Source organism: Rhizobium sp. PRIMUS64 (genome assembly GCF_023006465.1).
Classification (GTDB): Bacteria; Pseudomonadota; Alphaproteobacteria; order Rhizobiales; family Rhizobiaceae; genus Rhizobium; species Rhizobium leguminosarum.
Map to the genome: position 1 here is coordinate 24,321 of NZ_JALBGX010000040.1, position 24,464 is coordinate 48,784.

A 24,464-nucleotide genomic window follows, 5' to 3' on the forward strand; every position below is an offset into this window, starting at 1 on the left:
ACCCGGCTCTATCAGACGCTATCCTTTTCAGCGCTCGCCGCCATATGGGTGAGATCGTCCCACAGGCTTTCGGCAAAGCTGCGCAGCGCCGTAAGCTCGAAGCTGTCATCGCCGGTGCGGACGATCTGAACCGAGAGATGACCGACCATCGTCATTACAGAATGGCCTTCCGGAAAGACGGAAGGATCGAGATCGACGGCAGTTCCCTTTGAAAGAAGCGCCCGCGAAGAGCGGCCGGAAACGCCGATACGCACGCGCCCGTGGCTCTGGTCCATGACGTAGGCCTTTCCCGCAAGCGCTGCGGCGAGAGTATCGAGGCTGGCCGGGACAAGCGGCTCGTCGCCGGCGACGAACCATTGCCGGAAGCCCGCCTTGCGGATCGAACTCTCAGCAAAGCCCGCCTTCACCAATTCCGCGGCGAGCGCGGATGGCTCGATGGCGCCCAGCACATGCAGGAGATGGCCCTCCGGCAGGGCTGCCAGCCGGATGCCTGCCTCCGAGATGCCGTTATAGACCGTTCCGGCCAGAACCGGTTTATGTTGCGGAAGATCACGCATGGAGCTTCTCGTTTTCAGGATCGATGAAGACGGGATGGCAGAGCACCGCATCGGTGAATTCATTGCGCAGGCCGTTCCAGACCGTCACCTTTTCACCGATGCGTTCCGGCCCGCGCCTGACGAGCGCCAGGCCGATCGTATGGCCGAGCCCCGGCGAAAAGGCGCTTGATGTCACGTAGCCCTGGTCGTTTTCGAGCGTCGCCGCAACGCCGTCGGCAAGAATATGCGAGCCGGTGCGGAAGCCGGTCGCCGGATTAATCGGCTTGACACCGACGAGGCGTGGCCGCTCGGGGTCCTGCAGCCCTTCGCGGGCCAGCATTGCCCTGCCGATGAAATCCGGCTTGGTTGATGAAACCATGCGGCCGAAACCGAGATCGCCTGGCGTCACCGTGCCGTTGATTTCGGCATGAGTGACATGACCCTTTTCGATGCGCATGACGCCGAGCGCTTCGGCGCCATAGGCGCAGATGCCATGTCTCTGGCCCGCCGCCATGATCGCGTCGGCAACGCCTTCGCCATAGCCGGCCGGTACGGCCAGCTCGTAGGCGAGTTCGCCGGAGAAGGAGATCCGGAAGAGCCGGCCCTCGAGCCCGCAGCCGAAGAGCGAGACCTTGCGGGCAGTCATGAAGGGAAAGGCCGCATCCGATATGTCCCCGTCGACGATCTCGGAGAGGACGGCGCGCGACTTCGGCCCGGCGACGGCCATCTGCGCCCATTGATCCGTCGAGGAGGCGAAGCAGACGTCGAGTTCCGGCCAGAGCGTCTGGGCACAGAATTCGAGATGGGTCAGCACACCAGCGGCAAGTGCGGTCGTCGTGGTCATGAAGAAATGGTCGTCACTGAACCGGCTGGTGGTGCCGTCATCGTAGATGAAGCCGTCCTCACGCAGCATGATGCCGTAACGCGCCTTGCCGACGGCGAGCTTGGCGAAGCCGTTGCAATAGATGCGATCGAGGAAGGTCGCGGCATCCCTACCGAAGATTTCGATCTTGCCGAGGGTCGAGACGTCGCAGAGGCCGGCATTCTTCCGGATATTCAGCACCTCGCGGTCGACGCTTTCGCGCCATGTCGTCTCGCCGGGGCGCGGGAACCAGGAGGAACGGTACCACAGGCCGGTTTCGACGAAGACCGCACCGTTCTTCTCAGCCCAGCCATGCAGCGGCGATTTGCGCGCCGGCTGGAAATGTTTGCCGCGCGACGCCCCGGTCAAGGCGCCGAAGGAAACCGGCGTATAGAAGGGCCGGAAGGTCGTCGTTCCCACCTCGGCGGGAGACACGCCGCGCGCCTCGGCGAGAATGCCGATGGCGTTGATGTTGGAAAGCTTGCCCTGGTCGGTCGCCATGCCGCTTGTGGTGTAACGCTTGGCGAGCTCGACATGGCCGTAGCCTTCGCGGACGGCGAGACCCAAATCCTTGAGATGCACGTCGTTCTGATAATCGACGAAAGCCTTGCCCTTCGAGCCCTTGATCGACCAGAGCGGCTTTGCCTGTGCAGCCGTCTCGGACGCCGGGGCAAAGGCCGGCCCCGCCGATGCGAAACCGATCGCCTTCAACGCGGCAGCTGCCTTTGCGGCGCCATCCCCGAGGCAGGTCGCGGTTTGCACCAGGCCGGCGGCCGAGCCGGCAACGGTCAGACCTTCCTGCTGGACAGGCGCAAGAAACGCCGAGGCCTCGTTCGACCATTGCGGTTTTGCACCGCGATGGCAGGCAAGATGAATGATCGGGCTCCAGCCGCCCGACATGGCAAGCGCATCCGCTTCAATCCGACGGGTGCCGCCTGCTGCCTCAACGCTGACGCCGCGCAGGTGCTTGCCGCCAAACGCATCGATGACCCTTGCGCCCTTCAGCACTTCGGCGCGACCCTGCCAGCTCTTGGCCGCATCCCCTCGGCTGTCGATGATCGCCGCAACCTCAAGACCGGCGGCTTCAAGATCCGCAGCGGTGCGATATCCGGCATCGTTGGTAGTGAAGATGACAGTGCTTCTGCCGGGCGCGACCGCCTGCCGGTTGAGATAGCTGCGCATGGCGCCTGCCATCATCACACCGGGAATATCGTTGCCGCCGAAGACGAGCGGCCGCTCTTCGGCGCCCGTCGCAAGGATCGCCTGGCGGGCGACGATGCGCCACAATCTTTCGACCGGACGATCAGGATCGGGCATCGCCACATGCTTCTGCACCCGTTCGACGGCGCCGAAGACATTGTCGTCGTACCAGCCGAACACCGTCATGCGCGGCAGGCGGCGCACGTTCTCCAGGCTCGCCAGCTCGGCAAGCAGCTCTCCCAGAAGCGCGTCCGCCGGCTTGCCGTCAACAGTGCCGCGGTCGGAAAGCAGGCTGCCGCCGAGTTCGGCTCCCTCATCGGCGAGGATGACGCGCGCACCGGCGCGGCCGGCGGTCAGCGCTGCGGCAAGACCAGCAGGGCCGGCGCCGATCACGAGCAGATCGCAATGCGCCCAGCATTTCTCGTAGGTGTCGGGATCGGCCTCGTAGGAGGCCCTGCCGAGGCCTGCCGCCTTGCGGATCACCGGCTCGTAGAGCTTTTCCCAAAGCGCCGCCGGCCACATGAAGGTCTTGTAGTAGAAGCCGGCGCTGAGAAAGGGCGAGAGCAGCCCGTTGACGGCGCCGACATCGAAGCCGAGCGAGGGCCAGCGGTTCTGGCTCTTTGCCGTCAGCCCCTGGTAAAGCTCGATCATCGTCGCGCGCGTATTCGGTTCGGTGCGCCCGCCGCTGCCTGTCGTCACCAGCGCGTTCGGTTCGGCGGCCCCCGCCGTCAGGATGCCGCGCGGGCGGTGATATTTGAAGCTGCGGCCGACCAGCTGGACGCCGTTGGCAAGCAGCGCCGAGGCGAGCGTATCGCCCGGATGGCCTTCGAGCGGCCTGCCGTCGAAGGTGAAGCCGAGCGTTGTGGCGCGCTCGATCCGGCCGCCGGAGGAAAGACGGAAGCTCGTCATGCCGGTCCTCCGCCGAGCTTGGAAAGGGCGGCGTCCCTGACGTCGTGGACCGCATGCGTGACGGTATCACGTTCGACGATCAGCCAGCGGCGGCATCCGGAGGAGTGGTGCCAGTATTCGCTGTGCCGGCCCCTCGGATTGTCACGCAGATAGACATAATCGAACCAGGCCTCCGCACCGGCATCCGGAGCCGGCCTGATAAGGCCGGCATCGCCGCGGATCGAAAATTCCTCCTTGGGTCGGGCGCCGCAATGGGGACAGGAAATCAGGCTTGCCATCGTCGAAAGTCCTCAGTGCAGATTGGGCTGGGCGCCGACGCCCTTTTCGTCGATCGGGTAGCCGCGCGCGAAACGGTCGAGCCGGAAGGCGCGGGCGGTCTGATGCGGCGCATTGCGGGCAATCAGATGGGCGTAGCAGAAGCCGGAGGCGGGCGTGGCCTTGAAGCCGCCATAACACCAGCCGGTGTTGAGATAGAGATTGTCGATATGGGTGCGGTCGATGATCGGCGAGCCGTCCATGCTCATATCCATGACGCCACCCCAGGAGCGCAGATACCGCACGCGCGACAAGGAAGGGATCATCGCCAGCCCGGCTTCGGCGACATGTTCGACCGAAGCGAGATTGCCGCGCTGGGCATAGGAATTGTAGCCGTCGATATCGCCGCCGAAGACGAGGCCGCCCTTGTCCGACTGGGACACGTAGAAATGCCCGGCGCCGAAGGTGACGACCGTGTCGATGAACGGCTTCAGCCCTTCGGAAACGAAGGCCTGCAGCACATGGCTTTCGATCGGCAGCCGCAGGCCGGCCATGTCGGCGACGACGGTGGAGTTGCCGGCTGCCGCAAGCGCCAGCTTGCCGCAGCCGATGAAGCCCTTGCTGGTCTCGACGCCGGTCACCTGGCCGTTTTCGCTGCGGATGCCGGTCACCTCGCACTGGGTGATGATGTCGACGCCGCGTTGATCGGCGCCGCGCGCATAACCCCAGGCGACCGCATCGTGGCGCACCGTGCCGCCGCGCGGGTGGAACAGGCCGCCCATAATGGGGAAACGGGCATTGTCGAAATCGAGGAAGGGTAATTTCCGGCGCACCGCCTGCCTGTCGAGCAACTCGGCGTCGACGCCGTGCAGCCGCATGGCGTTGCCGCGGCGCGTATAGGCGTCGCGCTGGGCGTCGGAATGAAAAAGGTTGAGCACGCCGCGCTGCGAGACCATGGCGTTGAAGTTGAAGTCCTGCTCCAGTCCTTCCCAAAGCTTCATCGACAGCTCGTAGAAGGGATTATTGCCCGGCAGCAGATAGTTCGAGCGGATGATCGTCGTGTTCCTGCCGATATTGCCCGAGCCGAGATAGCCCTTTTCGAGGACGGCGACATTGGTGACGCCGAATTCCTTGGCAAGATAATAGGCGGTGGCAAGACCATGGCCGCCGCCGCCGACGATGATGACGTCGTAATGCGGCCTTGGCGCCGGGTCGCGCCAGGCAGGAGCCCAGCTTTTGTTGCCGCGAAGGCCGTTCAGGAAAATCGAAAGAGCGGAATAGCGCATGGGTCACCCCGGAAAGAACACGTTCATGATGCCAGAAAGAGGGGCGCTGACTTGCACAATAGGGACATCAATCGCTAAGAAAGAGACATGTCCTCACTTGATAGCAGAAATGCCCAGACGATCGGCTTCATCCTTATCCCGGGATTTGCGCTGATGTCCTATGCCTCGGCGACCGAGCCGCTCAGGGCGGCAAATCTCTTGGCCGGACGTGAGATCTATCGGCTGCAGATCTTCTCGCCCGATGGCGCGCCGGCGCTTTCCTCCTCGGGCGTCAGCGTCCCCGCCGAACCTCTGCCCGTCAGGGGCGGGGGGCTCGGAACGGCCTTCGTCTGCGCCGGCGGGTTGCCCCGCGACTGGCGGTATCCCGGCGTACTTGCCTGCTTGCGGCAGCTGTCGCGCGAAGGTGTGAGGATCGGCGGCATCTCGGGCGGCCCCTATCTGATGGCCGCTGCCGGTCTGCTTGGCGGCCGCGATTTCACTATCCACTGGGAGCATGCCGCAGCCCTTCTTGAAGCCTTCCCGGACCTCACGCCGCGCCAGGCGCGCTTCATGATCGACGGCAACCGGATTACCTGCGGCGGCGGCATCGCACCGCTCGACATGATGCATGTGCTGATCGCCGAGCGCATGGGGCCGGATTTCGCCCGCCGCGTCAGCGACTGGTATCTTCATACAGAGGTCAACGAACCCGCCGCACCCCAGCGCGCCTCGCTGGCGGAGCGTTATGGCGTCTATCATCCCGGTCTGCTCAGCGTTCTCGAGCGGATGGAGGAGACGATCGAGATGCCGCTCGAGCGTGCCGCCATGGCGCGCATCGCCGGCGTCACCACCCGCCATCTCGACCGGCTCTTTGCGGCGCAGCTCAATACCACCTTCCTCGATCAATACCGCAGGATCAGGCTGCAGCATGCCCATCGTCTGCTGAAACAGAGCCCGCTTTCCGTCTCGGAAATCGCGGTGGCTACCGGTTTTTCCAGTCTGAGCCATTTTTCCCGGATGTTCCGTGCCCTCTACGGCATCGCTCCGCGCGAAGCGCGGCGGGAATAGGTTTTCTTCACGGTTGAGAAATTTTCACTATGACGATAGGTTGTCTTGGACAAAAGAAAAGGCGGCAGTGGAAAACCCATGAAATCCAACCGTAAAGCGGCAGAGCAACCGGAACAGGCGCCTAGCGGACGCGCTCCCTTTTCCCAGGACCCGCACGCCGTTCGCGAGCCGAAGGAAAACAACCTCGAAATGGCGATCGGCCATGAGGTGCGCGCCTACCGCAAGAAACTCGGCATCACGGTCACCGATCTGGCCGCCGCCACCGGCATTTCGCTCGGCATGCTGTCGAAGATCGAGAACGGCAACATCTCGCCGTCGTTGACGACGCTGCAATCACTGTCGCGGGCGCTCGGCGTACCGCTGACTGCCTTTTTTCGCCGCTATGAGGAACCGCGCAATGCCGTCTTCGTCAAGGCGGGGCAGGGCATCGAGCTCGAACGGCGCGGCACGCGCGCCGGCCATCAATATAATCTGCTCGGCCATATCGACAACAATACCAGCGGCGTCATTGTCGAGCCCTATCTCATCACACTGACGGCCGATTCCGACACCTTCCCGACCTTTCAGCACGAGGGCATGGAATTTCTCTACATGCTGGAAGGCGTGGTCGTTTACCGCCATGGCGACCAGCTTTTCCAGATGGAGCCGGGCGACAGCCTGTTCTTCGATGCCGATGCACCGCATGGGCCGGAGCAGCTGGTGAAACTGCCTAGCAAGTACCTTTCGATCATCACCTATCCTCAGCGGAGCTCGAAAGGCTGACTTGCCTTAAAAGAAAAAATCTTTCTTCCGAGTTGAAATCCCAAAACAGACCTGCTAGTCCTTTCTCAACACGAATGGAGGTCTGGTCATGTGCGGAATTGTGGGTCTCTTCCTCAAGGATAAAAGTCTCGAACCGGAGCTCGGCGCGCTCCTGTCGTCCATGCTGGTGACGATGACGGATCGGGGGCCGGACAGCGCCGGTATCGCGATCTATGGCGACGCCAGCGGCAACAATGCCAAGATCACCATCCAGTCGGCCGATCCGAAGAAGGATTTCGCCGGCCTCGAGGCCGAACTCGGCCAGGCGGTTAGCGCAGCGGTCGCCATCCAGGTGAAGAGTACGCATGCCGTCATCACGCTTGCGAAGGACCTGCTCGACGCGGGCAAGGCAGCCGTTGCGGAACTGCGTCCGAACGTTCGCATCATGAGCAGCGGCGACGCCATCGAGATCTATAAGGAAACCGGCCTGCCAAAGGATGTCGTCTCCCGCTTCGCGGTCAATTCAATGGCCGGCACCCACGGCATCGGCCATACCCGCATGGCGACGGAATCGGCCGTCACGACGCTCGGCGCCCATCCTTTCTCCACCGGCTCCGACCAATGCCTGGTGCATAATGGCTCGCTCTCGAACCACAACAATCTGCGCCGCGAGCTGAAGCGCGAAGGCATGACCTTCGAAACAGAAAACGACACCGAGGTCGCCGCTGCCTATCTGACCGCAGAGATGGCCAAGGGCAAGAATCTCGGCCAGGCGCTGGAAGGCGCGGTCGATGACCTCGACGGCTTCTTCACCTTCGTCGTCGGTACGAAGTCCGGCTTCGGCGTCGTGCGCGACGCAATTGCCTGCAAGCCCGCTGTCATGGCCGAAACGGACCAGTATGTCGCATTCGGTTCGGAATACCGGGCGCTCGTCAATCTGCCCGGCATCGAGAATGCCCGGGTCTGGGAGCCGGAGCCTGCAACCGTCTATTTCTGGGATCACCAGAAGGTCGCTTGACCGGCACCTCATGCGCATTCTCCAAGGGTTATTGAAACATGCCTGTCATTGATCTTGCCACTACGCCGTTACGCGAACTCAACAGCGCCCTGCACAACATCCAGAACGGTTCGAACGATCTTTCCTTCGAAGTCGTCAATCCGCGTGGCAGCCATTCGGTTGCCGTCGGGATCGATGCGCCGGTCACGGTCGACGTGAAGGGGTCCGTCGGCTATTATTGCGCCGGCATGAACGACGGCGGGACCATCACCGTTCACGGTTCGGCAGGTCCGGGTGTTGCGGAAAACATGATGTCTGGAACAGTCGTCATCGAGGGCGATGCCAGCCAGTATGCCGGCGCAACCGGCCGCGGCGGCCTCCTTGTCATCAAGGGCAATGCGGCGTCACGCTGCGGCATCTCGATGAAGGGCATCGACATTGTCGTTCATGGCAATATCGGCCACATGTCCGCCTTCATGGGCCAGTCCGGCCACCTCGTGGTGCTCGGCGATGCCGGCGATGCGCTTGGGGATTCGCTCTACGAGGCGAAGCTCTTCGTGCGCGGTTCGGTCAAGAGCCTGGGTGCGGATTGCATCGAAAAGGAGCTGCGTCCGGAGCATCTGACGAAGCTGGCCGAACTTCTCGAAAAGGCGGGCGTGACCGAAGTGAGGCCCGAGGAATTCAAGCGTTACGGCTCCGCCCGCAAGCTTTACAATTTCAATATCGACAACGCTGACGCATATTAAGGCGAGGGACCATCATGAGCTATCACAACCCCTATACCCCGCCGCGCAAGTCCGCGACCTTCGACGATTACACGCTGGCGGAAATCCGCCGTGCTGCGGCGACTGGAATTTACGACATCCGTGGCGCCGGCACCAAACGGAAGGTTCCGCATTTCGATGACTTGCTGTTTCTCGGCGCATCGATCTCGCGCTATCCGCTCGAAGGCTACCGCGAGAAGTGCGACACGTCGGTCGTCCTCGGCGCGCGCTTTGCCAAAAAGCCCATTCACCTGAAGACGCCGATCACCATTGCCGGCATGAGCTTCGGCGCCCTGTCAGGCAATGCCAAGGAAGCGCTTGGACGCGGCGCGACGATCGCCGGAACCTCCACCACCACAGGCGACGGCGGGATGACCGATGAAGAGCGCGGCCATTCACAGACGTTGGTCTACCAGTATCTGCCGTCGCGATACGGCATGAATCCCAAGGACCTGCGTCGCGCCGATGCGATCGAAGTGGTAGTCGGTCAAGGCGCAAAGCCCGGCGGCGGCGGCATGCTGCTCGGCCAGAAGATCTCCGATCGCGTCGCCAACATGCGCAACCTGCCGAAGGGCATCGACCAGCGCTCGGCGTGCCGCCATCCGGATTGGACTGGCCCGGACGACCTCGAAATCAAGATCCTGGAACTGCGCGAGATCACCGACTGGGAAAAGCCGATCTATGTGAAGGTCGGCGGCGCGCGTCCCTATTACGACACAGCGCTGGCCGTAAAGGCCGGGGCCGACGTGGTGGTGCTCGATGGCATGCAGGGCGGAACCGCCGCGACGCAGGATGTGTTCATCGAGAATGTCGGCATGCCGACGCTCGCCTGCATCCGCCCCGCGGTCCAGGCACTGCAGGATCTCGGCATGCATCGCAAGGTGCAATTGATCATCTCGGGCGGCATTCGTTCGGGCGCCGACGTGGCCAAGGCACTGGCGCTCGGTGCCGATGCCGTTGCCATCGGCACGGCGGCGCTCGTTGCGATCGGCGACAACGATCCGCACTGGGAAGAAGAATACCAAAAGCTCGGCACGACGGCCGGCGCCTATGACGACTGGCACGAAGGCAAAGATCCGGCCGGCATCACGACGCAGGACCCGGAACTGATGAAGCGGCTTGATCCAATCGCCGCCGGCCGCCGTCTCGCCAACTATCTGAAGGTTATGACGCTGGAAGCCCAGACCATTGCGCGCGCCTGCGGCAAGAACCACCTGCACAACCTGGAACCGGAAGATCTTTGCGCCCTGACGATGGAGGCGGCCGCCATGGCCCAGATCCCGCTCGCCGGCACAAACTGGTATCCCGGCAAGGGAGGCTACTGATTTCTACCGGCCGGGCAAACGTCCCGGCCGTCTCGCATCCATAACCAAAGTGTCTCCAAGAAATCCAAAGGGGAACGAGAATGACACTGGACCTTGCTGCTTTTGCCAGAGACAAAGGCATCAAATATTTCATGATCAGCTATACCGACCTGTTCGGTGGCCAACGCGCCAAGCTGGTCCCCGCGGAAGCCATCGCCGATATGCAGAAAGATGGCGCCGGCTTCGCGGGCTTCGCGACCTGGCTCGATTTGACGCCTGCCCATCCCGACCTGTTCGCGGTTCCCGATGCTTCCTCGGTGATCCAACTACCCTGGAAGAAAGACGTCGCATGGGTTGCCGCCGACTGCGTCATGGACGATAAGCCTGTCGAACAGGCGCCACGTGTGCTGCTGAAAAGACTGGTCGCTGAAGCTGCGAAAGAAGGGCTCCGGGTGAAAACCGGCGTGGAGCCCGAGTTCTTTCTCATCTCTTCTGACGGCTCGGTGATTTCAGACCAGTTCGATACAGCCGAGAAGCCTTGCTACGACCAGCAGGCCGTGATGCGTCGGTATGATGTCATCGCCGAGATTTGCGACTACATGCTCGAGCTCGGCTGGAAGCCCTATCAGAACGACCACGAGGACGCGAATGGCCAGTTCGAGATGAACTGGGAATATGACGACGCTCTTCAGACGGCAGACAAGCACTCTTTCTTCAAGTTCATGGTCAAGTCGGTCGCCGAAAAGCACGGCCTTCGCGCCACCTTCATGCCGAAGCCCTTCAAAGGCCTGACCGGAAACGGGTGCCATGCCCACATCTCGGTCTGGGACATCGATGGCAAGGTAAACGCCTTCGCGGACAAGGAAATGGCCTTTGGGCTTTCCGCTCAGGGGAAAACCTTCCTCGGCGGCATCATGAAACACGCCTCCGCGCTTGCCGCGATCACCAATCCGACGGTCAATTCCTACAAGCGCATCAACGCGCCGCGCACGACATCGGGCGCGACCTGGTCGCCGAACACCGTGACCTGGACGGGCAACAACCGCACTCACATGGTGCGTGTGCCGGGGCCGGGACGTTTCGAATTGCGCCTGCCGGACGGTGCGGTCAACCCGTACCTGCTGCAGGCGATCATCATCGCGGCCGGCCTCGACGGCATCCGCAGCCAGGCCGATCCCGGCCGGCACTACGATATCGACATGTATGCCGAGGGGCATCTGGTGAAGGACGCGCCGCGCCTGCCGCTCAACCTGCTTGACGCGCTGCGTGCCTATGATGCCGACGAAGGCTTGAAGGAGGCGATCGGGGCCGAGTTTTCCGCCGCCTATCTCAAGCTCAAGCATCAGGAATGGAATGCCTATTGCTCGCATTTCACCCAGTGGGAACGCGACAGCACGCTCGACATCTGAGTGGTTGGATGCCCCCAATGACCTGACGCGCCAGGGCGAACAAGCTCCGGCGTGATCGGACCTTCTGCACTTGATATGGCGAAGAAAGTGACAGCATGAAGAACTTCGTACTCACCGTATCCTGCAAATCGACACGCGGCATCGTCGCGGCGATTTCGAGCTATCTGGCCGACAAGGGCTGCAACATCATCGACAGCTCGCAGTTCGACGATCTCGATACCGGCAAGTTCTTCATGCGCGTCAGCTTCATTTCGGAAGAGGGGCTTTCGGGTGCGGATATCGACGCCGGCTTTGCTGCCGTCGCCGCTCCTTTCGAAATGGATTATGATTTTCACGACAGCGAGAAGCGCATGAAGGTGCTGTTGATGGTGTCGCGCTTCGGCCATTGCCTCAACGACCTGCTCTACCGCTGGAAGATCGGCGCGCTGCCGATCGATATCGTCGGCGTCGTCTCCAACCATTTCGATTACCAGAAGGTCGTGGTCAACCACGACATTCCCTTCCACCATATTCCCGTCACCAAGGCCAACAAGGTGCAGGCCGAGGCCCGTATCATGGAGGTGGCCGAGCAGACCGGCACGGAGTTGATCGTACTCGCCCGCTACATGCAGATCCTGTCGGACGAGATGTGCCAGAAGATGTCCGGCCGGATCATCAATATCCACCATTCCTTCCTGCCGAGTTTCAAGGGCGCCAATCCTTACAAGCAGGCCTACGGCCGCGGCGTGAAGCTGATCGGGGCGACAGCGCATTACGTCACCGCCGATCTCGACGAAGGCCCGATCATCGAGCAGGACACGGCCCGCATCACCCATGCACAGTCGCCCGACGATTACGTCTCGATCGGCCGCGACGTCGAAAGCCAGGTGCTGGCGCGTGCCATCCACGCCCATATCCATCACCGCACCTTCATCAACGGCAACCGCACCGTGGTCTTTCCGGCAAGCCCCGGCAGCTACGCCTCCGAACGCATGGGTTGAGACGTGCATCGACAGTAGTAGCCTCGCCGCATCCATCATTCAGAGCGTTAAGGTTGCGGAGGTGCCATCAAAGTTTGGGAAATGCATGCCGGGCGGGCTTGCCACGGCGCGAAAGACTTATATAGTCAGGAAATAAATATTCCGTAGAGGAAACAAAAGGGAACGGACAATGGCTTTATCATGGCGTTTCTCCGTCTTGGCGGATCGGCATCGCGCTCTGGGATCGAAGCTCGAGGACTGGAGCGGCATGGGCACCGCCTGGACCTACGACAAGGACATGTCGGAAGAGCATGTCGCCGTCCGCACCAAGGCCGGCATCATGGATGTCTCGGGCCTGAAGAAGGTGCACCTGGTCGGCCCGCACGCCATCGCCGTGCTCGACTCCATCACCACCCGCGACCTGACGAAGATCTACCCCGGCCGGTCAGTCTATGCGACCATGCTGAACGACCGCGGCCACTTCACCGACGACTGCATCGTCTATCGCACCGGCCCGAATTCCTGGATGTTGGTGCATGGCTCCGGCTCTGGGCACGAAGAGGTCGTCAAGCAGGCTGCGGGCCGCAATTGCGCCGTCCTCTTCGACGACGACCTGCACGACCTGTCGCTGCAGGGTCCGATCGCGGTCGACTATCTCGCCAAATATGTGCCCGGCATCCGCGACCTCAAATATTTCCACCACATGCAGACGACGCTGTTCGGTGCACCGGTGATGATCTCGCGCACCGGCTATACCGGCGAACGCGGCTACGAGATCTTCGTGCGCGGCCAGGACGCCGTCATGGTCTGGGATCGGATCGTCGAGGAAGGCAAGGAAATGGGCATCATCCCCTGCTGCTTCTCCGTTCTCGACATGCTGCGGGTCGAAAGCTACCTGCTCTTCTATCCCTATGACAATTCGCAGATGTATCCCTTCGCCAATCAGCCGCCCGGCGACAGCCTCTGGGAACTCGGCCTCGACTTTACCGTCAGCCCCGGCAAGACGGGCTTCCGTGGCGCCGAGGAACATGCTCGCCTGAAGGGCAAGGAACGCTTCAAGATCTTTGGCATGCTGATCGATGCCGACGGACCGGCCGATCTCGGCGACGAAGTCTTTGCCGACGGAAAAAAGGTCGGCGTCATTACCTGCCCGAGCTATTCGTCGCTGACGCAGAAATCCATGGCGATTGCTCGTCTGGACGTTGACAAGGCGGTGCATGGGACGAAACTTGAAGTCCGCGGCAAGACCGTGATGGCAGGCGCCACTGCCCACACGCTTCCTTTCGACGATCCGGAGAAGAAGAAGAGGACCGCCGTAGGTTAAGGAGCACGCGAATGCTCGTTGCAGGCATCAAGAGCCGACCAGTCTACACGGGCCTGACCATCCAGCCGCGCGCCCGGCGGCACATTTTCGCGCTCGAAGGGGAGGGCGCCAAGGCTCTCCTCGATCAGCAGCCGGCGCTTGACGAAACGGCGCTTTCCCGTAGTGAAATCCTCTATGTCGCCCGCGGCTCTCAAGGGTCCGGCCTGGACGAGGCGCTGCGCCGCCTCGGCGCCGACATGTTCTTCACGGCGCCGACCATCGCAACGCTGCTCTTCCGACTGAAGGGTTCGCTTGCCACCGCCCATATGGGCACGCGGCTCTATCTATCGGGCACGGAAGGCTTCATCGGCCAGGCAATGCTGGTGGCGCTCGATTACGGCATGGACCATGCCTCCGTCATCACCGAGCATCGCGGCTCGCTGGCCCGGCGTGTGCAATGCGTCCATTGCAAGGGCATCACCGATGACGTCACCACCAGCCCCTTTGCCTGCAGCCATTGCGGGCTGCTGCTTCTGGTGCGCGACCATTATTCGCGGCGGCTCGCCGCCTTCCAGGGCGTCAATATCGATGCGGAAGAACCGGGCAGCGCGCCTGATCCGGAGGAGTTGTTCCTTTGAGCGGTGGCACTGAAATTCCTGTCCGCGTGACGCGGATCACGCCGATCGCCGAGCGCGTCAAGCGTTTCCGTTTCGAGCGCCTGGACGGCAAGCCGATGCCCTATTTCTCCGGCGGCGCGCATGTCATCGTCTCGATGAACGATGGCGGCCATATGCGCCGCAACGCCTATTCGCTGATGTCGCCGCCGCATGATTGCGCAGCCTATGAGATCAGCGTGCTGCATGTCGAGGGTTCACGCGGCGGCTCCACCTTCATGCATGAGAAGCTCAGCGAAGGCGATGAGCTGAAGGTCAGCTATCCCGTCAACCTGTTCCAGCCGGACTGGCGCGGACGCAAGCACCTTCTGATCGCCGGCGGTATCGGCATTACCCCCTTCATCGCGATGATGGAGCAGTTTTCCCGCGAGGGCGCCAATTTCGAGCTGCATTATGCCATCCGCACGCGCGACCGCGGCGCCTATTGGCAGCAACTCGTCGAGCGCTACGGCGGACATCGCATCAAGATCTATTGCGACGCCGAAGGCGGCGCTATCCCGTTGACACGCCTGCTCGACAGCCAGCCGCTCGGCACGCATCTTTATGTCTGCGGCCCGTCCGGGATGATCGACGGCGTGCTGAAAACCGGCCTCAACGCCGGCTGGCCGGAACAGAACCTGCATTCGGAACGGTTCCTGTCGTCGCTGCCCGGCAAGCCCTTCGCGATCGAGCTCCTGCGGTCCGGCAAGACCGTGAAGGTCGGCCATCACGAAAGCATGCTGGAGGCGATCGAGGCGGCGGGCGTCGACGCGCCCTTCCTCTGTCGCGGCGGCGCCTGCGGTCAATGCGAAACCGGGGTCGTCACCTGCGACGGCAAGCTGCTGCACCATGACGTCTATTTGACGAGCGAAGAAAAAGCATCCGGCCGCAAGGTGATGATCTGCGTTTCCCGCTTCGAGGGAAACACGCTGCATCTTGATCTCTAGCGGCATCGGAAGCGGAACAAGGAGACCGGACATGGCAATCGTCTTCAAGCAGGAAACCTTCCGGAACGATTTCAGCTATCGGAACAGCCCCGAGAACATCCGGCGTTTCCCGTTTCCCTTCGACCGCGACGAATACATGTATTCGGTCAACATGGAGCCGCATGTGCACGGCCGGGCGGGAACCGTCTACGAAAGCCTGATCGACGTCGACGAGCATTATGTCGCCGAGATGCACGACCGGGCCCTCGTCCTGAAGGAAGATCCGCTGCGCTACCAGGCGCTGCCGCACATGATGAGTGCCCAATGGGACACGCTCGAATTGCTGATGGAAGAGCAGGCGGCAGGGTATCCCGACCATTTCACGCTGATCCGCAACGGCGACCAGTGGCGCTGGATCAACCGCCCGCTCGGCATCGACGACAGCTTCACCTTCGGCGATGCTTCGACGCTGCCCTACGAGCCCTTCGAATATATCACCCGCCAGGCCCAGGGCGATTTCTGCATCGTCGACCAGCGCGACAGCAATCTCTGGATGGACGCCGGGATGGTGACGACGCAGGCCGACTGGTCGCTCGATTTCGATATCGGCATGAACTTCATGGAATGGCACGGGCCGGTGCCGCTCGCCCACCAGATCGGCGTCTTCGACCGGGCGCTGAAATTCCTGCTAAACCTGCAGCAGGGCAAGCCGACGCGGCGCTTCAACTGGACAATGACGATCAATCCGCGGCTCGACACCAGCCCCGAGAATTATCACAAGTGGGGGCCTGACCGCACGACGGTGACGCCGGAGAATGTCGGCGAAAAGGTGCATCTGCGCGTCGAATTGCAGAGTCTCTGGCGCCTGCCGCGCTCGAACGCCATCCTCTTCGTCATCCGCTGCTACCTGATGAACATGGAAGAGCTCGTCACCGTGCCGAAATGGGCGCGCCGCTTTCCGCGCGTGCTGAAGACGCTGCCGCCCGAGCTCATCGACTACAAGGGCCTCACCCGCTTCCGCGAGACGACGATCGACTGGCTTTCCAAATATGACGACGGGGCGCCAACCAGCCCCGGCATCTATCCGGACTGAGGCGCAGCGAATGTGCGAGATAAAACGATATAATCAAGAGGGGAATGCTTCATGACAAGAGTAGCCGTCATCGGTGCCGGTCCTTCCGGGCTGGCGCAGCTGCGCGCCTTTCAATCGGCCGCCCAGAAGGGCGCCGAGATCCCGGAGATCGTCTGCTTCGAAAAGCAGTCGGATTGGGGCGGGCTCTGGAACTATACCTGGCGCACCGGGCTCGACGAATATGGCGAGCCGGTCCATGGCAGCATGTATCGCTACCTCTGGTCGAACGGCCCGAAGGAATGCCTCGAATTCGCCGATTATTCCTTCGAGGAGCATTTCGGCAAGCCGATCGCCTCCTATCCGCCGCGCGCCGTGCTCTGGGATTACATCAAGGGCCGCGTCGAGAAGGCGAACGTCCGCCACTGGGTGCGCTTCAGCACGCCGGTGCGCATGGTCCGTTTCGACGATCAGACGAAGAAATTCACGGTGACGGCGCATAACCGCATCGAGGACCGGATGTATGACGAGGAGTTCGACTATGTCGTCGTGGCATCCGGTCATTTCTCGACGCCGAACGTGCCCTATTTCGAGGGCGTGAGGACCTTCAACGGCCGCGTGCTACATGCCCATGATTTCCGCGACGCGCTGGAGTTCAAGGGCAAGGATATCCTGATCGTCGGCCGCAGCTATTCGGCCGAAGACATCGGCTCGCAATGCTGGAAATACGGCGCAAGATCGGTGACGACCAGCTACCGCTCGAAACCGATGGGCTTCAAATGGCCGGAGAATTTCGAGGAACGGCCGCTGCTGACCAAGCTCGAAAACCGCACGGCGCATTTCCTCGACGGCTCCACCAAGGAGGTCGATGCGGTGATCCTCTGCACCGGATACCAGCACCACTTCCCCTTCCTGCCCGACGATCTAAGGCTGAAAACCGCCAACCGCCTCTGGGCCGACAGCCTCTACAAGGGGGTGATCTTCGACAAGAACCCGCAGCTTTTCTATATCGGCATGCAGGACCAGTTCTACACCTTCAACATGTTCGACGTGCAGGCCTGGTGGGCGCGCGACGTGATGATGGGTCGCATCACCCTGCCATCCGAAGAGGAGCTGAAAGCCAATTTCGACATGTGGCGCGCCCGCGAGGAAACGCTCGAGGATGCCGAGCAGATGATCTGGTATCAGGGCGATTACGTGAAGGAACTGCTTGCCGAAACCGACTATCCCAACTTCGACATCGAGGGCACCAACCAGACCTTCATGGAGTGGGAACATCACAAGGCCCACAACATCATGGGCTTCCGCGACCATGCCTACCGGTCGCTGATGACCGGCAACATGTCGCCGACGCACCACACGCCCTGGGTCGAGGCGCTCGACGATTCCATGGAGGAATATCTGCGCAACTGATGAGGCGGACTGCATTGCCGGAGAAGGGTGTTCGTGCTCTCTTCCGGCATTGTGACGTGCGCCTTTTTAAATGAGACGACATAAATCCATCTGCAACTCTTCTCTTCGGATGTGGCCTTCATGGATTTTCAAACGAGCATTCTCGGGCGCATGAGTGGTTTTCTCTATCGCTGCCGTGCCGACGAAAACTATACGATGCTGGAGATGACCAACGGCATCGAGCGCATCTTCGGTTATCCCGCCGACGAGATTATCGGCAACCGCACGCGGACCTTCACCTCGATCATGTACGAGGAAGACGTGCCTCTGATGGACGAGATCGTCGGACGGGCGCTGGAGAGGCGCACCGACTGGACGATGGAATACCGCATCCGTCACGCCATGGGCCATCTCATCTGGGTCACCGAGACGGGCGGCGGCATCTGGGACGAGAAGGGTGAACTTCTCTATCTCGAAGGCAGCATCATCAATATCGAATCACTCTACCAGCGAATCGATGACCAGACCGCCGATATGCGCGTCACCGCCTCGAAGACCAATGAGATCCTGCAATCACTGCGTTACCTGAAGCTGCTCGCGGTCAATGCCGGCATCGAGGCTGCTCGCGCCGGCACGGCCGGATCGGGCTTTGCCGTGCTTGCCGCCGAGATGCGCACGCTTGCCAACTCCTCGGAAGAGGCCGCACGCGCCATTTCCAACGCACAACGCAAGGCGGAAGGCTGAGCGTTACCCAAGCAGCGGCAGATTTGCGGCTCACCTTCGAAGCCGTATTATTAACCGTTCGGCGCTTCCAGCGATTGCAACGCTTTTCCAATGACTTGCGGTAATTCAGTGTGTGAAGAATCTGCTGTGATTGTCGGTAATGTTAAGGCCGCGTTAACTTTTTGTTAACCATAGCAGCGGTAGACATGGTCAACGATTTCTTCACATAGATGACCAAAGTGCTAACAGACGCTCGCTCTATCCGCATCAAGGGCCGCTCTTTCCTCGCGGTCATGCTGTCCCCGGATCTTCCGATCGATGATTGGTTGACCCGCCTGGACGATCTGGCCGCACGTTCGGCCGGCTTCTTCCTCGGACGGCCTGTCGTGCTCGACCTGACGGACCTGCAAATCGACCGGCCGCAGCTGAAGGACCTGATTGCTGAACTTGCCAAGCGCAATGTCAGCATCATGGGCATCGAGGGCGCGCGGCCCTCGATCCTCGGATCCGGCATGCCGCCGGCGCTCAAAGGCGGTCGGTCGGTTTCCGATATCGAGGTTCAGGCAAAGGAGCCTGTCGATCCGCCCGGCAAACCGGCAGTGGCAGAGACCCGCCCGGCCATGCAATCGATCGTCATCCGGGAGCCTGTGCGCTCGGGGCAATCGGTGATCTTTCCGGAAGGCGACGTCACCGTCATCGGTTCGGTCGCCTCGGGTGCCGAGGTCATCGCCGGCGGGTCCGTCCATATCTATGGCACCTTGCGTGGCCGAGCCATGGCAGGGTCCATCGGAAACGCATCGGCGCGGATCTTTTGCCGCAAGCTCGAGGCCGAGCTGGTTGCAATCGACGGCATCTACAAAATGGCGGAAGACATGGCCCCTAATCTTCGCGGACAGGCTGTTCAGCTCTGGCTCGAGGACGACGCGATCATGGCAGAGAAACTGATCTGACGGCAGCGCCGCGCGTCTCTTCGAGAGCCGCAAGAGGACGCTTTAACACTTTGAATTACTGGGGCCACGGCAAAGGAGAGACAATGATGGGGAAAGTGATCGTCGTCACGTCAGGCAAGGGCGGGGTTGGCAAGACGACCTCGACCGCCGCATTGGGAGCGGCGCTGGCGCAACGCAATGAAAAAGTCGTCGTCGTCGATTTCGACGTGGGCTTACGCAATCTAGACCTCGTGATGGGCGCCGAACGCAGGGTCGTCTACGACCTGATCAATGTCATCCAGGGCGACGCCAAGCTTACCCAGGCGCTGATCCGCGACAAGCGGCTGGAGACGCTGTTCCTGCTGCCGGCCTCGCAGACGCGCGACAAGGACAATCTGACGGCCGAGGGCGTCGAGCGCGTCATCAACGACCTGAAGCGCTATTTCGACTGGATCATCTGCGACAGCCCCGCCGGGATCGAGCGCGGTGCAACGCTTGCCATGCGCCACGCCGATGTTGCCGTGGTCGTCACCAATCCCGAGGTCTCGTCGGTGCGCGATTCGGATCGCATCATCGGCCTGCTGGATGCCAAGACCGCCAAGGCCGAACGCGGCGAGCGGATGGAAAAGCACCTGCTGCTGACACGCTACGACGCCAACCGCGCCGAACGCGGCGACATGCTCAAGGTCGACGACGTCCTGGAGATCCTGTCCATCCCGCTCCTCGGCATCATACCCGAAAGCATGGATGTTCTGCGGGCATCCAACATCGGTGCGCCGGTCACGCTGGCAGACAGTCGCAGCGTGGCTGCTATGGCCTATTTCGATGCCGCTCGCCGGCTCGCCGGCGAGACGGTGCCGATCGCGATCCCAGAGGAAAAGAGGAACATTTTCGGCAAGATCTTCGGACGGAGGGCGGCATGAATATTTTCCGTCTTTTCAACAAGCAGAGAACCGCACCGGCCGCCCGCGAACGGCTGCAGGTCCTTCTCGCCCATGAACGTTCCTCGGCGGGGTCGGACCTGGTCTCCCTGCTGCGCGAGGAAATCCTTGCGGTGATCGCAAAGCACGTGCAGCTCGACCACGACAAGGTGCAGGTGACGATCGATCGCAACGAGTACGTCTCGACCCTTGAGATCGACGTCGAAATCCCGCTGAATGCAGCCGTGCAGGCCGCGTGAACGACAGCGCGCTGCCTGTTGCGACAACAGGCAGCGCTGACGGTCAGGACTTTCTGGCTTTGCGATTGGCGTAACGCAGGTCGCGTTCGGCCTTTCGGGCGGCTTCATCCGCAATCACGCGGGCGATCCGGTCTTTGTCAGCCGCTTCGCGTGCGTCGGCATCGGCGCGTGCTGCGGCTTCGGCGGCAGCCTGACGCTCGACTTCCGCAGCTTTAGCCCGCTCCAGTTCCTCTAGCTTCAGCCGTTCTCGCGCAGCACGCCGTTCTTCCCTGGCCGCGGCAATGGCTTGACGCTCCGCCTGCTTTGCCAGCCTTGTGGGTTCGGCCGTATCCTTGGCGTTGCGATACGCATTGAGGAGAGCGGCCTTGGCTTCGGCAGCTGCGCTGCGGCGATCGGAAAGCTCGTTGTTTCTGGCGTTTTTCAAATCTGTTTCCTGACTGTTTGACTTCGACCCTAGAGCATGATGCCGAAAAGTGTGCGCGGTTTTCGGACGACATCATGCTCCAACTCTTTAATTTAGAACAGGATTCAGAGTTTAGGCCGATCCGGCCTAAAATCATCCTGTTCTAGGGCGCCGCGCGTCTTCAGACGCGCTAAGGACGCTGCAATATTTTGAACTGCCGCATGTTTTATCCTGAAATCGAAGCCGATTTAAGGAATTATGCAGCAGGGTCAGATTTTCTTTTTCCGCTTCGCGGCAGGGGCAGTCGTCGCTGCCAAGCGATCCTGCAATTCCTTGGCCTCACGGGCCTCGCGTAACCGCAAGGTTTTTTCCTCGCGGGCTCGCACTGTCGAGTCGATCTCTTCGACCGCGCGGCTTCGCTCCAAGAACTGCGATTGCACGTTTCCGAAGGCAATCTCCGCCTGCTTGCGTGATTTGCTGTGTGTCTCTGTCATCTTCATCCCGGATTTTATTACAGCGCCGCGCGTTTTTCAGACGCGCAAAGGACGCTGTAACACTTTGAATTACTGCATAATTCCTGAAATCGATTCCGCGTTTAAGGAATTACGCAGCAGCCCGCTGGCCGACTCAGCAAAAAGGCCAGGCAACGTGCCTGACCTCAATAGTATCATGCTTTCGACAGTGCCGGTACATCCGCGGTCAAAGGAAAGCTGACGTCAGTTCAGGCAGCTTGGAGATTGCAAGCGGACATTTTGCCCGACTTGTTATCGCGCTCAAGCTCGTAGCCGATCTTCTGGCCTTCGACGATTTCACGCATTCCAGCGCGTTCGACGGCAGAGATGTGGACGAAGGCGTCAGCGCCGCCGTCATCAGGCTGGATGAAGCCGAAGCCCTTGGTGGAATTGAACCATTTAACTGTGCCAGTGGTCATAACAAACCCTTTCATAGCAATTGAACGACCGCACGTGCGGAAGCACGACGGATGATGGTCTCGATTTTGAAGAGGGAAGTTCGTCCAGGGCACGTTGCCAGCGTGCGATAACAAAAGTCAAACAAGCAATATCGACTACCGAGATATAGTCATTCAACCCAAATTTGTCAACTTTTAGTTTTTCAGGGCCATGTACTCAATATAAGGTTGCATCTCCATCGCATTGCGTGCCGCCGCTAAAACGTGCGGCTTCGTCAACAGTGCGAGAAACCGATCACCGTCCTCGACCCCAAAAGCAGGCGTTACGAGCGCGGTCGCGTCTTCTGCGGGTCGTAATGCGAAAGCGGCACGATCGTCGCCGGCAGGCGCTTCTGGTGGCCGTCGAGCTTGCCGATCTCGACCTCGGTGCCGGGGCTTGCATGCATCACGTCGATGCGGGCGAGCGCGATCGTCTTGCCGAGGATCGGCGAGCGCGTGGCGCTGGTGATAACGCCCACCTGCGCCCGGCCGATATGGACACAATCGCCATGGCCGACGGCCTCGTTGGCCTTGATGTCGAGGCCGACGAGCAGATGGCGCGGATGCTCCTTGCGCCGGATCAGCGCCTCGCGGCCGATGAAATCGTCCTGCTTGGATTTCAGCGGCACCGTGAAGCCGATCCCGGCCTCGAATGGGTCCGTCTGGTCGGTGAATTCGTGATGGGCGAAGATCAGGCCCGCCTCGATGCGGACCATGTCGAGCGCCTCCAGCCCCATCGGCTTCAACCCGTGCGGCTGCCCTGCCTCCCAGACGGCGTCGAACACTGTCAGCGCATCCTTCGGATGACAGAAGATCTCGTAGCCGAGCTCGCCGGTATAACCCGTGCGCGAGACGACGATAGGAACACCCTCGAAGCCGCCGATGCGGCCGACGGTGAAGCGGAACCACTCGAGCTCGCCGATCGTCGGTTGGCGCGGCGCCGTCCAGATGATCTCCTTCAGGATATCGCGGCTTTTCGGACCCTGCAGGGCGATATTGTGCATCTGATCGGTCGATGAGCGGACCCAGGCCTTGAAGCCCTTCTTCTCGGCCTGCTGACGCAGCCAGATGCCGCTGAAATCATCGCCGCCGATCCAGCGGAAGTTCTTGTCGCCGAGCCGGAACAGCGTGCCGTCATCGATCATGCCGCCGTTTTCGTAGCACATGGCGGAATAGACGACCTGGCCGGTCGACAGCTTGCGCACGTCGCGCGTCAGGCAATATTGCAGCAGCTCCTCGGCATCCGGCCCCGTCACCTCGAATTTCCGCAAGGGCGAAAGGTCGATGACGGCGGCGCGCTCGCGGCAGGCCCAATATTCCTCGACCGGCCCCTCACTGGAAAAGCGGTTCGGCAGCCAGTAGCCGCGATATTCGGTGTAGTCCCGCGTCAGCGTGGAGAGGTGGGGATGGAAGGCGGTTTCGCGCGTCAGTTCGGCGTCGGCATCTGGGGTCATGCGATAAGCTACCGCTCGTGAGAATTTCTCTTTTCCGGAAAAGGTGCGGACGTGGATATCCGTCGGATCCCAGCCGTTCGCCGCGTCGATATCGTCAGGGCAGGACGAGGAGACGCAGACGAGGTCGGTCAGCGCCCGCATCAGCACGTAATCGCCGGGGCGCGACCAGGGCTCGTCAAGATAGAGCTGGTTGTTGTGGTCGATGCTGGTGTTGTAGAAATAGTTCAGCGCTTCCCAGCCCTTGCGGCCGGCAATGCCGTAGGGCGCCAGCACCGCGTTGAAATTATCCGTGCAGTTGACGTGGCCGGGATAACCCATGTCGTCGTAATAGCGCGAATTGCAGGCGGTCGCGAAAGCGTCGTGACGCCCGACCGTATCCTGAACGATCTCGACCAGCGGCTCGAAGTCGCGGTCGAAGGCCTTGGAGGGGAGGCCTGGCATCGGATAGCTGCGGCCGAGCAGCGTGCGGGTGACGGTGGAATCGAGCGCGAGATCGAGACCCTTATCGACCTTGCGGGCGGCAAAAGCCTGGAAATCCGTGCACTGGCGTCCATAGACATCGATGATCTGGATGAATTCGCCGGCCCGCACGAAATAGGCCGCGGCGGTCGCCGCCCGGATGCGGATATCCTCGACGGGATCGGCGGCCGGTTCCGGCAGGGCGGAGGCATAATCGCGGATCAACAGGCTGCGCTTGATCCTGACCTCGATCGGCGTCGCCGTATCCTGCGCCTCCGGTGACATGGCGCCAGCGGGTGCTGCAACGATCAGCAGGCCCTTCAGCGAAATCGTGAATTCCGCCCGGCTGCCCGGCGTCGATCCGGCCCCGAAGATGCTGAGCGCGCCGGCCACTGCCAGATCGGCGCCGCGACGCTGAAGTGCTGCACGCGTGCGGGCAGCACTCTCATCCTCTGCCTGAAGTATGGCCTTCAAACCTTCGGCCGAATTGCTGAATGCCGCTCCGAGACCGGCGGCCAGGAAGCGCCCTTTTTCATCGAGGAAAGAGATCTCGCAGACCTGTCCGCCCTCGCTGTCGATAACGCTGACGCGGTCGCCCGGCTCGACGCGCATAACGACCGATCCGCCGCCCTTTGCCCTGTAGCGCTCGGTTCCCTCCGGCAGGGTGGGAATGCCGGGATAGTGCACGAGGCTCGGAGCCGCCGGTCGCAGGCCCGTCATAGCAGGATGAAGTTCTCGCATCGCGCCCTCTTGGG

24 protein-coding genes are annotated in these 24,464 nt (G+C 61.5%); 16 read left to right on the forward strand and 8 right to left on the reverse strand.

All coding sequences use genetic code 11. The features are described from left to right. Window positions 1–11: 11 nt before the first annotated feature. Genes MOV76_RS17420 through MOV76_RS17435 form a run of 4 tightly spaced genes read right to left on the reverse strand, consistent with a single transcriptional unit; the run spans window position 12 to window position 5,048 of the window. Window positions 12–557 carry a sarcosine oxidase subunit gamma gene (locus MOV76_RS17420; protein WP_018246149.1) on the reverse strand — a complete coding sequence of 182 codons (546 nt, stop codon included), beginning with the start codon at window positions 555–557 and terminating at the stop codon, window positions 12–14. Continuing rightward, on the reverse strand, window positions 550–3,507 hold the full coding sequence (locus MOV76_RS17425) for a sarcosine oxidase subunit alpha family protein (protein WP_247264967.1): 2,958 nt from the start codon (window positions 3,505–3,507) through the stop codon (window positions 550–552). Before MOV76_RS17425 ends, MOV76_RS17420 begins: the two co-directional genes overlap by 8 nt. Continuing rightward, window positions 3,504–3,785 carry a sarcosine oxidase subunit delta gene (locus MOV76_RS17430; protein ID WP_247264968.1) on the reverse strand — a complete coding sequence of 94 codons (282 nt, stop codon included), beginning with the start codon at window positions 3,783–3,785 and terminating at the stop codon, window positions 3,504–3,506. The genes MOV76_RS17425 and MOV76_RS17430 overlap by 4 nt, the downstream gene beginning before the upstream one ends. A gap of 12 nt (window positions 3,786–3,797) precedes the next feature. Further along, window positions 3,798–5,048, reverse strand: coding sequence for a sarcosine oxidase subunit beta family protein (locus MOV76_RS17435; RefSeq protein WP_247264969.1), 1,251 nt, complete (start codon window positions 5,046–5,048; stop codon window positions 3,798–3,800). 87 nt (window positions 5,049–5,135) lie between these two features. Here MOV76_RS17435 and MOV76_RS17440 point away from each other — a divergent pair, with 87 nt between their 5' ends. From MOV76_RS17440 to minE, 16 genes are all read left to right on the forward strand, one after another. After that, complete coding sequence (locus MOV76_RS17440; RefSeq protein WP_028732535.1) at window positions 5,136–6,095, forward strand: GlxA family transcriptional regulator; 960 nt, start codon at window positions 5,136–5,138, stop codon at window positions 6,093–6,095. Window positions 6,096–6,173: 78 nt separating this feature from the next. Then, complete coding sequence (locus MOV76_RS17445; RefSeq protein WP_018246144.1) at window positions 6,174–6,857, forward strand: helix-turn-helix domain-containing protein; 684 nt, start codon at window positions 6,174–6,176, stop codon at window positions 6,855–6,857. An 88-nt stretch (window positions 6,858–6,945) separates the two neighbouring features. Continuing rightward, window positions 6,946–7,854: a glutamine amidotransferase family protein gene (locus MOV76_RS17450; protein ID WP_247264970.1), complete on the forward strand. Its 909-nt coding sequence runs from the start codon at window positions 6,946–6,948 to the stop codon at window positions 7,852–7,854. 38 nt (window positions 7,855–7,892) lie between these two features. Then, on the forward strand, window positions 7,893–8,579 hold the full coding sequence (locus MOV76_RS17455) for a GXGXG domain-containing protein (RefSeq protein WP_247264971.1): 687 nt from the start codon (window positions 7,893–7,895) through the stop codon (window positions 8,577–8,579). Window positions 8,580–8,593: 14 nt separating this feature from the next. Then, window positions 8,594–9,922: an FMN-binding glutamate synthase family protein gene (locus MOV76_RS17460; RefSeq protein WP_003548137.1), complete on the forward strand. Its 1,329-nt coding sequence runs from the start codon at window positions 8,594–8,596 to the stop codon at window positions 9,920–9,922. 80 nt (window positions 9,923–10,002) lie between these two features. Beyond that, a complete protein-coding gene (glnT, locus tag MOV76_RS17465; protein WP_018246142.1) occupies window positions 10,003–11,310 on the forward strand; it encodes a type III glutamate--ammonia ligase in 1,308 nt (435 codons plus the stop codon). A gap of 95 nt (window positions 11,311–11,405) precedes the next feature. Beyond that, on the forward strand, window positions 11,406–12,290 hold the full coding sequence (purU, locus tag MOV76_RS17470; protein ID WP_018246141.1) for a formyltetrahydrofolate deformylase: 885 nt from the start codon (window positions 11,406–11,408) through the stop codon (window positions 12,288–12,290). Between the two features lie 169 nt (window positions 12,291–12,459). Continuing rightward, complete coding sequence (locus tag MOV76_RS17475; RefSeq protein ID WP_247264972.1) at window positions 12,460–13,593, forward strand: aminomethyltransferase family protein; 1,134 nt, start codon at window positions 12,460–12,462, stop codon at window positions 13,591–13,593. Between the two features lie 11 nt (window positions 13,594–13,604). Beyond that, window positions 13,605–14,210, forward strand: a complete 606-nt coding sequence (locus tag MOV76_RS17480) for a dimethylamine monooxygenase subunit DmmA family protein (RefSeq protein ID WP_247264973.1) — start codon at window positions 13,605–13,607, stop codon at window positions 14,208–14,210. Beyond that, on the forward strand, window positions 14,207–15,172 hold the full coding sequence (locus tag MOV76_RS17485; RefSeq protein ID WP_247264974.1) for a PDR/VanB family oxidoreductase: 966 nt from the start codon (window positions 14,207–14,209) through the stop codon (window positions 15,170–15,172). Before MOV76_RS17480 ends, MOV76_RS17485 begins: the two co-directional genes overlap by 4 nt. A gap of 31 nt (window positions 15,173–15,203) precedes the next feature. After that, window positions 15,204–16,244 (forward strand): DUF3445 domain-containing protein, encoded by a 1,041-nt coding sequence (locus MOV76_RS17490; RefSeq protein ID WP_018448675.1) that lies wholly within the window; start codon window positions 15,204–15,206, stop codon window positions 16,242–16,244. Between the two features lie 51 nt (window positions 16,245–16,295). Beyond that, on the forward strand, window positions 16,296–17,633 hold the full coding sequence (locus tag MOV76_RS17495; RefSeq protein ID WP_247264975.1) for an NAD(P)-binding domain-containing protein: 1,338 nt from the start codon (window positions 16,296–16,298) through the stop codon (window positions 17,631–17,633). A gap of 120 nt (window positions 17,634–17,753) precedes the next feature. After that, complete coding sequence (locus MOV76_RS40110; protein ID WP_018448673.1) at window positions 17,754–18,356, forward strand: PAS domain-containing protein; 603 nt, start codon at window positions 17,754–17,756, stop codon at window positions 18,354–18,356. 209 nt (window positions 18,357–18,565) lie between these two features. After that, the gene (minC, locus tag MOV76_RS17510; protein WP_018246134.1) at window positions 18,566–19,285 is read left to right on the forward strand and encodes a septum site-determining protein MinC; all 720 of its coding nucleotides are present in this window, start codon (window positions 18,566–18,568) and stop codon (window positions 19,283–19,285) included. 86 nt (window positions 19,286–19,371) lie between these two features. Then, on the forward strand, window positions 19,372–20,187 hold the full coding sequence (gene minD / locus MOV76_RS17515; RefSeq protein WP_028732544.1) for a septum site-determining protein MinD: 816 nt from the start codon (window positions 19,372–19,374) through the stop codon (window positions 20,185–20,187). Continuing rightward, a complete protein-coding gene (minE, locus tag MOV76_RS17520; protein ID WP_003574994.1) occupies window positions 20,184–20,444 on the forward strand; it encodes a cell division topological specificity factor MinE in 261 nt (86 codons plus the stop codon). The genes minD and minE overlap by 4 nt, the downstream gene beginning before the upstream one ends. A gap of 43 nt (window positions 20,445–20,487) precedes the next feature. Here minE and MOV76_RS17525 read toward each other — a convergent pair whose 3' ends face one another. From MOV76_RS17525 to MOV76_RS17540, 4 genes are all read right to left on the reverse strand, one after another. Then, window positions 20,488–20,868, reverse strand: coding sequence for a DUF6481 family protein (locus tag MOV76_RS17525; RefSeq protein WP_028732545.1), 381 nt, complete (start codon window positions 20,866–20,868; stop codon window positions 20,488–20,490). 248 nt (window positions 20,869–21,116) lie between these two features. Beyond that, a complete protein-coding gene (locus MOV76_RS17530) occupies window positions 21,117–21,341 on the reverse strand; it encodes a hypothetical protein (protein WP_026188733.1) in 225 nt (74 codons plus the stop codon). A 227-nt stretch (window positions 21,342–21,568) separates the two neighbouring features. Continuing rightward, the gene (locus tag MOV76_RS17535; protein WP_003548109.1) at window positions 21,569–21,778 is read right to left on the reverse strand and encodes a cold-shock protein; all 210 of its coding nucleotides are present in this window, start codon (window positions 21,776–21,778) and stop codon (window positions 21,569–21,571) included. A 302-nt stretch (window positions 21,779–22,080) separates the two neighbouring features. Next, window positions 22,081–24,450, reverse strand: a complete 2,370-nt coding sequence (locus MOV76_RS17540; RefSeq protein ID WP_247264976.1) for a DUF1989 domain-containing protein — start codon at window positions 24,448–24,450, stop codon at window positions 22,081–22,083. Window positions 24,451–24,464 lie beyond the last annotated feature (14 nt).

Coding starts and splice junctions, on each gene's coding strand:
- MOV76_RS17420 (WP_018246149.1), bottom strand. CDS start 557: ATGCGTGATCTTCCGCAACATAAACCGGTTCTGGCCGGAACGGTCTAT.
- MOV76_RS17425 (WP_247264967.1), bottom strand. CDS start 3,507: ATGACGAGCTTCCGTCTTTCCTCCGGCGGCCGGATCGAGCGCGCCACA.
- MOV76_RS17430 (WP_247264968.1), bottom strand. CDS start 3,785: ATGGCAAGCCTGATTTCCTGTCCCCATTGCGGCGCCCGACCCAAGGAG.
- MOV76_RS17435 (WP_247264969.1), bottom strand. CDS start 5,048: ATGCGCTATTCCGCTCTTTCGATTTTCCTGAACGGCCTTCGCGGCAAC.
- MOV76_RS17440 (WP_028732535.1), top strand. CDS start 5,136: ATGTCCTCACTTGATAGCAGAAATGCCCAGACGATCGGCTTCATCCTT.
- MOV76_RS17445 (WP_018246144.1), top strand. CDS start 6,174: ATGAAATCCAACCGTAAAGCGGCAGAGCAACCGGAACAGGCGCCTAGC.
- MOV76_RS17450 (WP_247264970.1), top strand. CDS start 6,946: ATGTGCGGAATTGTGGGTCTCTTCCTCAAGGATAAAAGTCTCGAACCG.
- MOV76_RS17455 (WP_247264971.1), top strand. CDS start 7,893: ATGCCTGTCATTGATCTTGCCACTACGCCGTTACGCGAACTCAACAGC.
- MOV76_RS17460 (WP_003548137.1), top strand. CDS start 8,594: ATGAGCTATCACAACCCCTATACCCCGCCGCGCAAGTCCGCGACCTTC.
- glnT (WP_018246142.1), top strand. CDS start 10,003: ATGACACTGGACCTTGCTGCTTTTGCCAGAGACAAAGGCATCAAATAT.
- purU (WP_018246141.1), top strand. CDS start 11,406: ATGAAGAACTTCGTACTCACCGTATCCTGCAAATCGACACGCGGCATC.
- MOV76_RS17475 (WP_247264972.1), top strand. CDS start 12,460: ATGGCTTTATCATGGCGTTTCTCCGTCTTGGCGGATCGGCATCGCGCT.
- MOV76_RS17480 (WP_247264973.1), top strand. CDS start 13,605: ATGCTCGTTGCAGGCATCAAGAGCCGACCAGTCTACACGGGCCTGACC.
- MOV76_RS17490 (WP_018448675.1), top strand. CDS start 15,204: ATGGCAATCGTCTTCAAGCAGGAAACCTTCCGGAACGATTTCAGCTAT.
- MOV76_RS17495 (WP_247264975.1), top strand. CDS start 16,296: ATGACAAGAGTAGCCGTCATCGGTGCCGGTCCTTCCGGGCTGGCGCAG.
- MOV76_RS40110 (WP_018448673.1), top strand. CDS start 17,754: ATGGATTTTCAAACGAGCATTCTCGGGCGCATGAGTGGTTTTCTCTAT.
- minC (WP_018246134.1), top strand. CDS start 18,566: ATGACCAAAGTGCTAACAGACGCTCGCTCTATCCGCATCAAGGGCCGC.
- minD (WP_028732544.1), top strand. CDS start 19,372: ATGGGGAAAGTGATCGTCGTCACGTCAGGCAAGGGCGGGGTTGGCAAG.
- minE (WP_003574994.1), top strand. CDS start 20,184: ATGAATATTTTCCGTCTTTTCAACAAGCAGAGAACCGCACCGGCCGCC.
- MOV76_RS17530 (WP_026188733.1), bottom strand. CDS start 21,341: ATGACAGAGACACACAGCAAATCACGCAAGCAGGCGGAGATTGCCTTC.
- MOV76_RS17535 (WP_003548109.1), bottom strand. CDS start 21,778: ATGACCACTGGCACAGTTAAATGGTTCAATTCCACCAAGGGCTTCGGC.
- MOV76_RS17540 (WP_247264976.1), bottom strand. CDS start 24,450: ATGCGAGAACTTCATCCTGCTATGACGGGCCTGCGACCGGCGGCTCCG.